This is a genomic window from Flavobacterium branchiophilum NBRC 15030 = ATCC 35035, from assembly GCF_002217205.1.
GTDB lineage: Bacteria > Bacteroidota > Bacteroidia > Flavobacteriales > Flavobacteriaceae > Flavobacterium > Flavobacterium branchiophilum.
On sequence record NZ_MUGT01000046.1, the window covers coordinates 1 to 13039 of the forward strand.

Here is a 13039-nt window from a genome sequence, read left to right on the forward strand (position 1 = left end):
TATATTTGGTATTATTAATACGAATGTTCGTAACTGATTCCAAAATAACAACCGTATTTTATTAATTTTTAACAAATAAAATATTAAAAATATTAGATAAATAAAATTTTATAAAAATAATTAAAAATCAACTTATAATTTATAAAATTGCACCAGTTGCGGGTGGTCTTAAAAATATATAATAAAAAAAACAGTTTTAAAGCCATGCTAAAAAACTGTTTTTTTGGTAAATATTATTTAAAATACGAAAAAGTTTCTTGGTTTTCAATTTTCAATATACTTTCGTAAATCAGTCTAATCACATTTTCAACATCTGTTTTGTGTACCATTTCTACAGTTGTGTGCATGTATCTAAGGGGCAACGAAATAAGTGCCGAAGCCACACCACCATTACTATAAGCAAATGCATCAGTATCTGTGCCAGTAACTCTGCTCGATGCCAATCGTTGAAAAGGGATGTCGTTTTCTTGTGCGGCAGTTATAATGAGTTCCCTCAAATTATTTTGTACGGCAGGGGCATACGTAATGACGGGACCACGACCAATTTTGGTTTCGCCTTCAATTTTTTTGTCAATCATTGGCGTGGTAGAGTCGTGGCACACATCGGTTACTATGGCCACATGGGGCTTGATGGTTTGGGTAATCATTTCGGCACCACGCAGTCCAACTTCTTCTTGAACAGCATTGGTTACATAAAGGCCAAATGGCAATTTGATGTTGTTTTCGTGTAGCAAACGGGCTACTTCGGCTATCATAAAGCCGCCCATTCGGTTATCGATGGCTCTACATACAAATTTATTATCGTTAAGAATCATAAATTCATCTGGATAGGTAATCACACAGCCAACGTGTACACCCAATGCTTCCACTTCGTCTTTAGTAGCACAACCACAGTCTATAAAAATGTTGTCTTGTTTGGCAGGCTCTTCTTTGCCTCTGTTGCGAGTATGAATGGCAGGCCAGCCAAAAACACCTTTTACAATACCGTTTTTGGTATGGATGTTTACCCGTTTTGAAGGGGCAATTTGATGATCGGAACCCCCGTTTCGAATGACATATATCAAACCATCATCGGTAATGTAATTGACATACCACCCAATTTCGTCGGCATGTCCTTCTATCACAACTTTGAAAGGGGCCTCTGGATTAATAACTCCAACGACTGTTCCATAGGTGTCTGTAATGAAAGTATCTACGTAGGGTTTGATATAATTCATCCATATTTTTTGCCCTTCAGATTCATAACCCGTTGGCGAGGCGGTGTTTAGATAGGTTTCTAAAAAAGTAAGCGATGCCTCATTTAATATTGATTTTGTACTCATAAATTTTTTTTGGCTAAATTATTAAATAGGCATCAAAATTGCATCATTTATTTCTATTTTTGACCTTTTAAATATGAAATAAATATGAAGTTATTACAATACGGGTTTGTCCTTGTTTTATTTGCATTTTCTGCACACGCACAAGTAATTCAAGACAGCGAAAAAATGGGATACACCCTTCAGGAAAACGATACAATTTTGTCTGAACCTATACTTTTGGAAGAAGTAGTTATCCAAAAAGAAAAGCTGGATCCCGAGACTAAAAAACAATTTTTATTGTTGCAAAACAGGGTTTATAAAGTGTATCCGTTTGCCAAAATTGGTACAGAACGATTGACTATTTTGAATCAAAATTTAGAACATTTAAAAACCGAACGAGAAAAACGTAAATATTCCAAAATAATTCAAGAATATTTAGAAAAAGAATTTACAGATCAGCTAAAAAAATTGTCTCGCAAGCAAGGTCAGATTTTAGTGAAATTGATTCACCGTCAAACGGGTTTTACAACATTTGAATTGATCAAAGATTATAAAAGTGGCTGGAAGGCATTTTGGTCGAATACGACAGCCAAAGTGTTTGATATAAATTTGAAAACAAAATACAATCCTACAGAAAACAATGAAGATTTTTTTATAGAAACCATTTTATATAGGGCTTTTAATTCGGGCCGATTGGTAAAACAAGAAGCCGCTTTGCCAATAGATTATGATGAATTGCAACAAATATGGGAAAACAAAGCCAAACAACAAAACAGCTCAAAAGCACAATAAAAAAGCAGTGGATGTTTTTGAAAACGTTGGTTTCTTCGGTATTGTTTTGCGTGAGGGATAGCAGTGGAAATCCTTTTTTTGCCCCTCTTTTTGATATAAAAAAAACGTCTTTACGGTGTAGCAAAGACGTTTTTTTTGTGTGGTAACGTATGTTTAAACTATATTTTCACGGTCCAGCCAAAAGGGTCTTCGGCAGTTTTGGTTTGAATATTGGTCAGTTTTGTTTTGAGACTTTGTGCCAAAGAATTGTCAGATTTTGGTAATTCGTAATAGGTATCTTGATAAGAAAACCCAATAATTGGGGTGATAACGGCGGCTGTTCCGGCACCAAATACTTCTTTTAGACTTCCGTTTTGAGCGGCTTCTACGAGCTCAGACACCAATACAGAACGTTCTTCTACGGCAATTCCTTCTTTTTGGGCTAGGGCAATAAGACTTTTTCGGGTAACCCCGTCCAAAATACGCTCGCTAACGGGAGCTGTAAAAAGGGTGTTGTTGATGTTGAAAAACAAGTTCATGGTACCTGCTTCTTCGAGTTTGGTGTGGGTGGCATCGTCTGTCCAAATGATTTGTTGAAAACCAGCATCGTTTGCTAATTTTGTAGGATAAAACTGCCCTGCGTAATTACCAGCTGCTTTAGCTGCACCAATACCGCCATTGGCCGCACGGCTATAATGTTCGGCAATTAGTACTTTTACCTCGCCAGCATAATAAGATTTTACGGGCGATAGCAATATTGAAAAGCGGTATTGGCTAGAAGGAGCCGCTATAACTCCAGGGCCAATTGCTATCATAAAAGGTCTGATATACAATGAGTTGCCTTCGCCTTTTTTTACCCATTCACGGTCTAAATCGATCAATTGTTTGAGTCCGTCCATAAAAATGGCTTCTGGAATTTCGGGCATACACAATCGGGTTGCAGACTTGTTTAGACGTTTGTGGTTTTCTTGTGGTCTAAAAAGCCACACTTGGTCTTGTTCGTCTTTATAAGCTTTCATGCCCTCAAAAATGGCTTGTCCGTAATGGAAAACTTTTGCCGAAGGGTCCAACACAAACGGTTCGTAAGGTTTAATTTCGGGTGTTTGCCAGGCACCATCTATATAATCGCAAACTAAAATGTGGTCTGTAAACACCGCACCAAAAGCAAGGTTGTCGAAGTTTATGGTATTGATTTTGGATTCAGTGGCTTTTCTGATGTCGATTTTTGGAGTACTTTGATTCATTTGAGCGTCAATTTATTATTTGTTTTAAGGTTTTTGAAAGCCTTAATTTTGTATTTGTTTGTATGATTGATACAAAAATAGTAATTTTTGTTTGATTTATATATTAAACATTGCTTTTTTTGTTATTTTTTTATTTATATCGCATTTTCAAAGAAATAAATAGGAATAATATAATTTTTTATGAAAATAGCGTTTAAAGTGAAACATTTGACACCTAAAAGCTGTTTTATTGCGGATTAAAAGTGCTTGATTGGATTCTCATGGAAGGCAATTGGAGGGCTATTTTAATTTTTTATAATTTTTTATATCTCAGTTTTACCTCAATTCCATAGATTTGGTGTTTTTTTTGGAAGCCAATAACAAAGCCTTAAAATTTTATGAAAAGAGAAATTATTCTTACAAATGATGGTTCTAGTACCATTCACATTCCAGAGTGGAACGAAAGCTACCACTCAAAACACGGTGCCATTCAGGAGGCTTATCATGTGTTTATCAAAAATGGATTGGATTTATTTGAGCAACAACAAGTTGCTATTTTGGAAATTGGTTTTGGTACGGGTTTAAATGCCTTGATTACGCTGCTAGAGGCCAATAAGCGGCAGCAAAACATTAGCTATCAGGGCGTAGAGGCTTATCCCATTTTGGAATCGGAACGGCAACAACTTAATTATGATGTGATTTTAGAAAGCACTTCAAAAAAGGTGTTATTTGATGAAATTCATCGATGCAAATGGGAGGAGGAAGTCAAATTAAGTCCATATTTTTGTTTAAAGAAACGGCAGGATTTTTTTGAAAATATTCAGGATATTTCAAAATTTGATTTGATTTATTTTGACGCTTTTGGCTATCGGGTGCAGCCAGAATTATGGCGTTTTGAAATATTTGAAAAAATGTATCAAGCACTTCATCCTGAGGGGGTTTTGGTAACTTATGCAGCCCGAAGCATCATTAAAAAAAACATGGAACAAGCTGGCTTTAGGGTAGAAAAACACCCTGGGGCACCTGGAAAAAGAGAACTTTTTAGAGCCATTAAAGAGGTTAAATAAAAGTTATTTTTTTGTTAAAAAGTCCTTTTTGTTTCAAATAAATTGTAATTTTACATGAACATATTAATAAAAACAACCACTAAAAATTTCAGAATGATGCTCACAAACAGTTTTGATTTTACTAGAAAAATTTTAGAAAACGTTAGCTTCGACCCCAAACTATTTTGTAAGGAGTTGAACAAAGCAGTTCAGTTGCTTTTGCCTTATGAGTTGGAACAACTACACGAATGGGTTTTGAAATTTACGGCCTCAAAACCAGAACTCAAACAATGTTTGGTGTATTTGAGATAAGAGCAAATTTTGTAAAACAACAAAGAGAAAAGCCAATTAAAAAAGGCTTTTCTCTTTTGTTTTTTTAGAGCATTTCAATTAAAATGTTATTTTTTTATTTCGTTTTGAAGATCAATTAAAAACAGTTCAACGGCAATTCTAATAGAGGCACAAACCATTAATTTTTTGGCTTTTTTTACAGAAATAGGAGTCATTCTACCAACAGGAGCATTCAAATCGCCATCTTTGATATCTACACAATAGGTTTTTGAAAAATTTTGAAATGCAAACTGAATTTGACAAATGCCATGAACATTGGGTATCATAAATCCTGTTTTTTTACAATCTAACGCTTCAAGTTTAGCAGTGATTTGTTCGGAGTCTTGGCTTTCGGAAATTATAAAATTGGATCTAACACATAATGTGTCAATATATGCTTTTACAACTTGAGCACCCAATTCGGCATTAAATTCTGATTTGTTTTCCAATTCAATTGAAGCACAAGCCAGTTTTTTTAGCTTTAGAGAGTCTCTTAAATCATCGAATTTTATTGTAACTTTCTTTTTGCTAAAATCAAATTTTTTGACAGTTTCATACAATGGGTAGTCATTCAAAACGGTAGCTTTTGGTATATAAGCTGCTGGTCCGGAGGCTAATCCAATAATAAGACCTTGAGCAAACAAAGTATAAGATTGGAAAGCGAATAAAACGAAAAATAGCATTTTTTTCATAAATGGGATGGTTTTAATGTTTTTTTGTAATTAAAAATGTTAGGTTTCCCTTGTTTTTAGATTACAAATATACAAAATAATGAAGTTTTATAGTTTTTATTCGTAATTTTTAACATTATTGTTTATAAATAATTTTTATTTACAAATAGCAATTATGCCTTACAATGCCAACAGATGTATTATGATTGGGCTATCATTTGACATTGGTTCTCTTTTTTTTATATTTTAAAATTCAATATCTTTGCTGAAAATTTCAAATATTTTTTTTATTTTAAAATAATTTTACCTAGTTATATGAAACGAGTTGTTGTAGGGCTTTCGGGCGGTGTAGATTCTAGTGTTGCGGCATATTTGTTGCAACAACAAGGTTATGAAGTTATTGGCCTTTTTATGAAAAATTGGCACGATGATTCGGTAACCATTTCAAACGAATGTCCGTGGCTTGAAGACAGTAATGATGCTGTTTTGGTGGCAGAAAAATTAGGAATTCCTTTTCAAACGGTTGATTTGAGCGAAGCCTACAAAGAAAAAATTGTCGATTATATGTTTGACGAATATGAGAAAGGACGTACACCAAATCCAGATGTTTTGTGTAATAGAGAAATCAAGTTTGATGTATTTATGAAAATAGCCCTCGATTTGGGGGCAGATTTTGTGGCAACAGGGCATTATTGTCAAAAAAAAGAAAGCTACATCAACCATCAAACAACCTACCACCTTTTGGCGGGTAAAGATGTGAATAAAGACCAATCTTATTTTTTGTGTCAATTATCTCAGGAGCAATTGTCTAAAGCTTTGTTTCCTATTGGACATTTAACAAAACCTGAAGTAAGGGCCATAGCAGCCGAAATGGAACTGGTAACGGCCGAGAAAAAAGATTCTCAGGGTTTGTGTTTTATTGGAAAAGTACGATTGCCCGAGTTTTTGCAACAAAAATTGCAACCCAAAGCAGGTATGATTATCGAAATACCTGCAAATGCTGCATTATATGAAACGGCAACACCCGCATTTGAAAATTGGGAACATGAATTACAATATTGGTCTCATAAAAAACAATATACGCCCGAAATGGGTAAAAAAGTAGGACAACATTCGGGGGCTCATTATTTTACAATCGGACAGCGAAAAGGACTCAATGTTGGGGGAACAAAAGAAGCATTGTTTGTTATTGCTACAGATGTAAATCAGAATGTTATTTATACGGGGCAGGGGGCTCAACATCCTGGTTTGTTTAGAAAAGCTTTGTTGGTTAGCAATAATGAAATCCATTGGATTCGTACCGACTTGGCTTTACAGCCTGGCGAAAGCAGGTCGGTAATGGCCAGAATCCGTTACAGGCAAGCGTTGCAACAAGCAACCTTGTATCAGTTTGAAAATGGTTTGTATGTTGTTTTTGAACACCCGCAATCGGCCATTACCGAAGGGCAGTTTGTTGCTTGGTATGATGGTGAAGAACTTTTGGGCTCGGGGGTAATTGCTTAAATGGGGGAAGCATGAAGTTTTGAGTATGAAGTTTGAAGTATGAAGTTTTAAGTATGAAGTTTTGAGTATGAAGTTTTAAGTATGGAGTTTTAAGTATGAAGTTTTAAGTATGAAGTTTTAAGTATGAAGTTTTGAGTATGAAGTTTTAAGTATGAAGTTTGGAGTATGAATTATTAATATTGTATTATGGGGGTAGTGGTTAAAAAAGTAGAGCAATGTATTGGTTCAATTTGGTTGGTTGCTATTCTGTTTTTTATTGTTGAAAAGGGGATGGCACAAGAGGATGCAAGGGTTTATTTTACAGACAAACCCAATGCGTCAGTTTATTTGAGTAATCCGTTGTTGATGTTGTCTCAGAGGGCTTTGGACAGGCGATTGGCACAAAATATACCGCTTTCTGTTCAAGACGTTCCATTATACCAGCCTTATTGGGACACTATTGCCAATGCCAATGGTATAGTAATAAAAACAAGCTCAAAATGGATGAATTGTGTGCATGTCCGAGGGAGTGTGTCTCAAATAAATGCACTGGCCAATTTGTCGTTTGTAAGCCATATTGAATTTGCCAATCCTACTTTAAATAGTAAAACAAGCCAACAGCAACCGCCTTTTGCAATCCAAAAAACGTTTGAAACAACCTCAGATTTGCCCTACGGCAATTCACTAAATCAAATTCAAATGCTCAGTGGGCAATCTTTGCACCAACAAAATAAAACTGGTTTTGGAAAAATAATTGCGGTGTTAGATGCAGGATTTCCAGGTGTCGATACTTTGCCAGCTTTTCAATATTTGCAAAACCATGGGTTGATATTAGGGGGCTATAATTTTGTAGATCAAAACACTCTGTTTTATTCGGGTAATAGTCATGGAACATCGGTTTTGTCGTGTATGGGAGGCTATGTTTCGGAGCAGCTAGTTGGAACGGCGCCAGATGCGTTTTATTATTTGTATGTTACTGAAGATACTGCCTCTGAAAACCCAGTAGAAGAATCGTATTGGGTGGCAGCAGCCGAAGCAGCCGATAGGGTAGGAGCAGATGTTATTACATCGTCGTTGGGGTATTTTATTTATGACAATCCTAGTTATTCCTATTCTTATTCTGACATGACTGGCAACAAGGCATTTGCCTCAAAAGGAGCCAATATTGCTTTTTCTAAAGGCATTATTGTTGTAGTAAGTGCGGGCAATTCAGGTCAATCTGCTCATCCACATATTGGTGTTCCTGCCGATGCCACCCATGCTTTAACCATTGGGGCTGTAGCGGCTAATCAGGAGTATGCTAGTTTTAGTTCTATTGGCCCTAGTTTTGATCAACGCATAAAACCCGATTTGATGGCTCAAGGGGTCAATGCAGTAATGGCAAACCTTCAAGGCAGCATTGTTGGGGGCAATGGCACATCGTTTGCATGTCCCATAATGGCGGGATTATTGGCTTGTTTTTGGCAAGCTTATCCAACTTTAACCAATCAACAAGTGGTAGATTATATCAAACAATCGTCCGATAGGTATAACAGTCCAAATGCACAATACGGCTATGGTATCCCCAATTTTTTATTGGCCAGTAATCAAGCAAACTTGTCTGAAAAAGAATCTAAAAACACCAAATTTTTATTGTATTATAATGTAGAAAATCAAAATTTAAACGTGCAATTGTTTGGTTATTTGGCAAAAGGCCAAATAACACTATTTGATGTTCAAGGCCGATTGGTAAAAGTATTGAATTTAGAACAAAATTACAACCAGTTTGACATAAGTGATTTGTCATCAGGTGTTTACATGTATGTTTTAAAAAATCAGTATGCCTTATACTATGGTAAATTTGCAAAATAATAGTTTTACAATAATTCAAATTTATAATCTAATACTTGTTTTTGTTTAATAATAAATAATTATTCTTTCAAACGACTTTTCGATATGAAGTTTTCAGATTTTACCACACTTATTTCAAAAATACAAGTGGCACCATTAGAAGGTTCCGTAGCACATGACAAAATGTGTCCACCCGAGCGAAACGAAATGTTGCAAAAACAAGGACAAAACGTTTGGAACGAGGCTAAAACGGCTGCGGTATTGTCTTTAATATATCCAAAAGACGAAGAAGCCTATTTGGTTTTGATTGTTAGAAATACTTACAAAGGAGTGCATTCTGCTCAAATTGCTTTTCCAGGTGGAAAAGTTGAAACAACCGACAAATCCCTAGCCCATACGGCACTTAGAGAAACTTTTGAAGAGATAGGTATTGTTGCAAACGACATAAACATCATCAAGCCTTTAAGCCAATTGTATATTCCGCCAAGTCGTTTTTGGGTTCATCCTTTTTTGGGTGTTGCAAACCAAAGCTTGTCATTTGTTCCTGATGCTAACGAAGTAGCTCAAATTATTGAATGGCCATTGAAGCATATTTTAGATGAAACCAAAATTGGTGAAAAACTAATGCAAACTTCCTACATGCAAGCTGTTGAGGTACCAGGATTTATGATAGACGAACATTTTGTTTGGGGGGCTACGGCAATGATCCTATCTGAATTGAAAGAGTGTTTAAAAAGTGTCCTTTAATTAATTAAGATTTTGTATGTTTGCAACCTATAAAAATTAATTTTCAATACCATGGGGCTATTCAAACGCAATCCTTTTGGACATATATTATTTATAAAAAAATGGTTAATCCGTATATTTGCAGTGCTTACGCACAAAAGATACAGAGGTTTTAACGAATTGCAAATTGAAGGGTCTGAAATTATAAAAAATTTGCCCAATACTAATGTTTTATTTATTTCAAATCATCAAACTTATTTTGCAGATGTTGTAGCCATGTTTCATGTTTTTAATGCCAGTTTGAAAGGACGACAAGACACCATTAAAAACCTTGGATACATTTGGCAACCCAAAATGAATATCTATTATGTTGCCGCCAAAGAAACCATGCAAGCAGGTTTGTTGCCCAGAATTTTAGCCTACGTTGGTGCCATTACAGTTGAAAGAACTTGGCGATCCAAAGGCAAAGATGTATGTGAAAAACGAGATGTTAATCCAAATGATACCGAAAATATCAAAATTGCCCTTTCAGATGGTTGGGTAATTACATTTCCTCAGGGTACTACAAAATCATTTAAACCTGTAAGAAAAGGAACCGCACACATCATCAAACAACACAAACCCATTGTTGTGCCAATTGTAATTGATGGTTTCAGACGGTCTTTTGATAAAAAAGGATTGAGACTCAAGAAAAAAGGTATTTTACAATCATTTATCATCAAACCACCTTTGGATATTGATTATGACAACGAAACGATTGAACAAATTGTCGAAAAAGTAGAATATGCAATAGAGCAACACCCTTCATTTTTGAAAGTGATTCCTGTTGAAGAAATGGAAGCGGCAGAAAAGCTCAATAAAACTCGAAAATGGGAGTATTGATTTTTTTAAATTGATATAACGTAATATTTTACAATATTATTTGTTCAATAGCTACAAACAATTGTGTAGCAACCCCTTGCCTTTGAAAACGGGGCAATACATACAACAAATCGATAGTAGTTGGGTGGTCTAGGGTAACAAAACCTAAAACATTTTCATGTTCGTAGGCTAATAATACCACTTGTTGTTCGATGATTTGATGCCATTTGGATGTGTTATTCATGCTCGAAGCCCAAATTTTTAATTGATTTTTTGAATAAAAATGGGTTGAAATATCCAAAACAGCATGTTCAAAAACGGATAACATGCTGGGGATATCAAGTATTGAAGCGGGCAATATTTTCATTGCAATACTCGCTTACATTTTGCTTAAAATGTCTTTTTTCAAAGCATCATATTCGCCCTGAAGGATCAGCCCGTTGTCTAATAATTTTTTGTAATTTTGTAATTTTGCAAACAATTCATCTTGACTCAAGGGCTGATTTGGTGCTTCTACAGGTGTGTTTGCTACGGGTTTTGGCTCTTCAACCCGTAAATTGTTTGGTATAATTTCGGCATAATTGGTTACTTCCTCTGTTTCTATTTCTTCAATTTTTTCTTCAATTTTTTCTGAAATCCATTGGGCGGGTGCTGTAGTTTCTGGTGCTATGGTTTGGGCAACAACACTTCCTGTTTTGATGATCTCTAATTGCTCTTTTGCAAATGTATGCAATTTTCGAGCTTGAATTTTTGGGATATAATCAATGGTAACTTGAATATCATTTTTGGTTGAAAACGAGAAATCAGAACCTAAAATATTTTCTTTAATAAAGGTGGCCACTACGTCTTCCCAATTAAAATCGATAAACTCCATCGAAAGACCTAAATTTTTAGGTCGGCAAATGATGATGCGTTTGTTTGTTAAAACCACACTTTCAGGAAAAACGGTTAATGCTGGTTTTTTTTGAACACCAATATAGCCCACCTCTTCATTTTTCATTAATAAATCAGATAGTTTGGCCGATATTTTTTCGATGGCTTTTGGGTCTTGCTCTTCATTGAGAAATTTTCTGAACTGCTCTTTCATTTTTAAAATTTAGGTATAGAAAAGTTTATTTTTTTTTAAATGTTACAATCATTGTTTTTGATGATGCGAATATAATAAAAAAATGTAAGTGTTGTCTAAAAAGTGATAAAATGTTTAAAATGAGTAAAAAAACATTATATCGATAAAAATAAACATTTTATCGATAAAAAATGATTTTAATTCAAATTAATTTTTTATTTTTGTCCGATAAAATGAAAATGTTGTTGTAATATATCTATAAAATAGTAAAATACTTTAATTGTTAAAAAAACGAAATACATTTTTAAATAATTGATAATCAGTACTTTATGATGTTTTCGTTTTTTATTTTAAAATACTTTAAAATTTAGAAAGTATATAATTTTAACGACATTATGATTTTTTTTTACAAAAGATAAAAAAAATGTTTCAAATTGAAAATTTTTATTAAATTTGACTTTTGAAGAATATTAAAATCAAGTTTGGTAAATGTTTGAAAATGAAAGAATAATAACAATATTAGATTGTTATTCACTAAAAAAAGTAATGAATTTTTAGAAGCGTTGTGCATTAAAATCAAATATTTATGAAAAAAGTAGCTTTGTTGTTTAGAAATGATACTTTTACAGTATCAGAAAAAGATCAAGATTTTGATTTTGAATCTTCAAATTTGGTTTTGGGTTTTGGATCAGGACATTTAGTTTCAAATTCAGATGTTTATAATACAATTTATCGTAAATTTCCAAAAGCTCAAATTGCCCTTTGTTCTACGGCTGGAGAAATATTTGGCACCGAGGTTTTAGATGATACCATTTCGTTGGTAGCAATAAAGTGGGGTAGTAGTATCATGCAAACATCGAGCGTTTTGATAGCAGATTATCAGAACAGTTTTGAAGCTGGCAAACAATTGCTCCTCAAAATGGATCAATCAGCTCTAAAATTAGTTTTTATTTTATCTGATGGGAGCCATGTTAATGGAAGCGAATTGGTAAAAGGCCTAAACAGTGTCAAAGCCCCTCATTTGCTCATTACAGGCGGGTTGGCAGGAGATGGAACGCATTTTGAAAAAACTTTTGTAGGGCTCAACGAAGTGCCAAAAACAGGAAATTTGATAGCTATTGGATTAGGAGGCAAAAATTTAGAAGTAACACACGGAAGCCTTGGGGGCTGGGAATCATTTGGATTAGAAAGAGTGGTTACCCGATCGAAAGAAAATATATTGTATGAAATTGATGGAAAAAATGCTTTGGATTTGTATAAAAATTATCTAGGAAAATATGCAAATGATTTGCCAAGTTCGGCACTTTTGTTCCCGTTATCTATTATTTTAGAAAAAGGAACAGAGCCCATCGTTCGCACAATTTTAGCAATAGACGAAGAGCATCAATCCATGACATTTGCAGGCGACATTCCCGAAGGATGTAAGGTTAGGTTTATGAAAGCTAATTTTGATAAATTGATAGATGCCGCCAGCGATGCCGCCAGCAACAGTTTGGAGCTATTGAGCCACAAACCTGCTTTGGCCTTTTTAGTGAGTTGTGTTGGTAGAAAATTAATTTTAGGGTCTAGAATAGAAGAAGAGGTAGAAGCTGTACAAGACATTTTTGGAACAGATACGGTACTGACAGGTTTTTATTCTTATGGAGAAATTTCGCCTTTAACCCCTATGGGCAATTGTGGTTTGCACAATCAAACCATGACAATAACAGGAATAAATGAAATTGAATAATAT

Annotated in this window: 13 protein-coding genes; 8 read left to right on the forward strand and 5 right to left on the reverse strand. The window is 34.6% G+C overall.

Annotated features, from left to right (window positions below):
* Window positions 1-233 precede the first annotated feature (233 nt).
* Complete coding sequence (locus B0A58_RS06090; RefSeq protein ID WP_014084755.1) at window positions 234-1322, reverse strand: M42 family metallopeptidase; 1089 nt, start codon at window positions 1320-1322, stop codon at window positions 234-236.
* Window positions 1323-1406: 84 nt separating this feature from the next.
* Here B0A58_RS06090 and B0A58_RS06095 point away from each other — a divergent pair, with 84 nt between their 5' ends.
* Complete coding sequence (locus B0A58_RS06095; RefSeq protein WP_014084754.1) at window positions 1407-2093, forward strand: DUF4294 domain-containing protein; 687 nt, start codon at window positions 1407-1409, stop codon at window positions 2091-2093.
* Between the two features lie 158 nt (window positions 2094-2251).
* On the opposite strand, the gene B0A58_RS06105 is transcribed toward B0A58_RS06095, so the two are convergent.
* Window positions 2252-3316 (reverse strand): branched-chain amino acid aminotransferase, encoded by a 1065-nt coding sequence (locus B0A58_RS06105; RefSeq protein WP_089080303.1) that lies wholly within the window; start codon window positions 3314-3316, stop codon window positions 2252-2254.
* A 377-nt stretch (window positions 3317-3693) separates the two neighbouring features.
* On the opposite strand from B0A58_RS06105, the gene mnmD reads away from it, so the two are divergent.
* Both mnmD and B0A58_RS06115 read left to right on the forward strand, forming a co-directional pair.
* On the forward strand, window positions 3694-4362 hold the full coding sequence (gene mnmD, locus B0A58_RS06110) for a tRNA (5-methylaminomethyl-2-thiouridine)(34)-methyltransferase MnmD (protein ID WP_089080304.1): 669 nt from the start codon (window positions 3694-3696) through the stop codon (window positions 4360-4362).
* A 54-nt stretch (window positions 4363-4416) separates the two neighbouring features.
* Complete coding sequence (locus tag B0A58_RS06115) at window positions 4417-4653, forward strand: hypothetical protein (protein ID WP_223302314.1); 237 nt, start codon at window positions 4417-4419, stop codon at window positions 4651-4653.
* Window positions 4654-4739: 86 nt separating this feature from the next.
* On the opposite strand, the gene B0A58_RS06120 is transcribed toward B0A58_RS06115, so the two are convergent.
* On the reverse strand, window positions 4740-5363 hold the full coding sequence (locus B0A58_RS06120) for a hypothetical protein (protein WP_089080305.1): 624 nt from the start codon (window positions 5361-5363) through the stop codon (window positions 4740-4742).
* Window positions 5364-5657: 294 nt separating this feature from the next.
* On the opposite strand from B0A58_RS06120, the gene mnmA reads away from it, so the two are divergent.
* The 4 genes from mnmA to B0A58_RS06140 all read left to right on the forward strand — a co-directional run bounded on the left by mnmA (window position 5658) and on the right by B0A58_RS06140 (window position 10262).
* A complete protein-coding gene (gene mnmA / locus B0A58_RS06125) occupies window positions 5658-6845 on the forward strand; it encodes a tRNA 2-thiouridine(34) synthase MnmA (RefSeq protein WP_089080306.1) in 1188 nt (395 codons plus the stop codon).
* 186 nt (window positions 6846-7031) lie between these two features.
* Window positions 7032-8675, forward strand: a complete 1644-nt coding sequence (locus tag B0A58_RS06130; protein WP_243389452.1) for a S8 family serine peptidase — start codon at window positions 7032-7034, stop codon at window positions 8673-8675.
* An 84-nt stretch (window positions 8676-8759) separates the two neighbouring features.
* A complete protein-coding gene (locus tag B0A58_RS06135; protein WP_089080307.1) occupies window positions 8760-9401 on the forward strand; it encodes an NUDIX hydrolase in 642 nt (213 codons plus the stop codon).
* A gap of 51 nt (window positions 9402-9452) precedes the next feature.
* Window positions 9453-10262 carry a lysophospholipid acyltransferase family protein gene (locus B0A58_RS06140; RefSeq protein WP_014084746.1) on the forward strand — a complete coding sequence of 270 codons (810 nt, stop codon included), beginning with the start codon at window positions 9453-9455 and terminating at the stop codon, window positions 10260-10262.
* A gap of 28 nt (window positions 10263-10290) precedes the next feature.
* On the opposite strand, the gene B0A58_RS16415 is transcribed toward B0A58_RS06140, so the two are convergent.
* Window positions 10291-10608 (reverse strand): GNAT family N-acetyltransferase, encoded by a 318-nt coding sequence (locus B0A58_RS16415; protein ID WP_089080308.1) that lies wholly within the window; start codon window positions 10606-10608, stop codon window positions 10291-10293.
* 12 nt (window positions 10609-10620) lie between these two features.
* Window positions 10621-11328, reverse strand: coding sequence for a PH domain-containing protein (locus tag B0A58_RS06150; RefSeq protein ID WP_089080309.1), 708 nt, complete (start codon window positions 11326-11328; stop codon window positions 10621-10623).
* Between the two features lie 565 nt (window positions 11329-11893).
* Between B0A58_RS06150 and B0A58_RS06155 the strand changes: the two genes are divergently transcribed.
* Window positions 11894-13036, forward strand: a complete 1143-nt coding sequence (locus tag B0A58_RS06155; protein WP_089080310.1) for an FIST signal transduction protein — start codon at window positions 11894-11896, stop codon at window positions 13034-13036.
* The last annotated feature ends 3 nt before the right edge of the window (window positions 13037-13039 follow it).

Excerpts from the sequence above, each read along its gene's own strand:
- B0A58_RS06135 (WP_089080307.1), top strand. The coding sequence starts at position 8,760 with ATGAAGTTTTCAGATTTTACCACACTTATTTCAAAAATACAAGTGGCA.
- B0A58_RS06130 (WP_243389452.1), top strand. The coding sequence starts at position 7,032 with ATGGGGGTAGTGGTTAAAAAAGTAGAGCAATGTATTGGTTCAATTTGG.
- B0A58_RS06115 (WP_223302314.1), top strand. The coding sequence starts at position 4,417 with ATGAACATATTAATAAAAACAACCACTAAAAATTTCAGAATGATGCTC.
- B0A58_RS06150 (WP_089080309.1), bottom strand. The coding sequence starts at position 11,328 with ATGAAAGAGCAGTTCAGAAAATTTCTCAATGAAGAGCAAGACCCAAAA.
- B0A58_RS06105 (WP_089080303.1), bottom strand. The coding sequence starts at position 3,316 with ATGAATCAAAGTACTCCAAAAATCGACATCAGAAAAGCCACTGAATCC.
- B0A58_RS06155 (WP_089080310.1), top strand. The coding sequence starts at position 11,894 with ATGAAAAAAGTAGCTTTGTTGTTTAGAAATGATACTTTTACAGTATCA.
- mnmA (WP_089080306.1), top strand. The coding sequence starts at position 5,658 with ATGAAACGAGTTGTTGTAGGGCTTTCGGGCGGTGTAGATTCTAGTGTT.
- B0A58_RS16415 (WP_089080308.1), bottom strand. The coding sequence starts at position 10,608 with ATGAAAATATTGCCCGCTTCAATACTTGATATCCCCAGCATGTTATCC.
- B0A58_RS06120 (WP_089080305.1), bottom strand. The coding sequence starts at position 5,363 with ATGAAAAAAATGCTATTTTTCGTTTTATTCGCTTTCCAATCTTATACT.
- mnmD (WP_089080304.1), top strand. The coding sequence starts at position 3,694 with ATGAAAAGAGAAATTATTCTTACAAATGATGGTTCTAGTACCATTCAC.
- B0A58_RS06140 (WP_014084746.1), top strand. The coding sequence starts at position 9,453 with ATGGGGCTATTCAAACGCAATCCTTTTGGACATATATTATTTATAAAA.
- B0A58_RS06095 (WP_014084754.1), top strand. The coding sequence starts at position 1,407 with ATGAAGTTATTACAATACGGGTTTGTCCTTGTTTTATTTGCATTTTCT.
- B0A58_RS06090 (WP_014084755.1), bottom strand. The coding sequence starts at position 1,322 with ATGAGTACAAAATCAATATTAAATGAGGCATCGCTTACTTTTTTAGAA.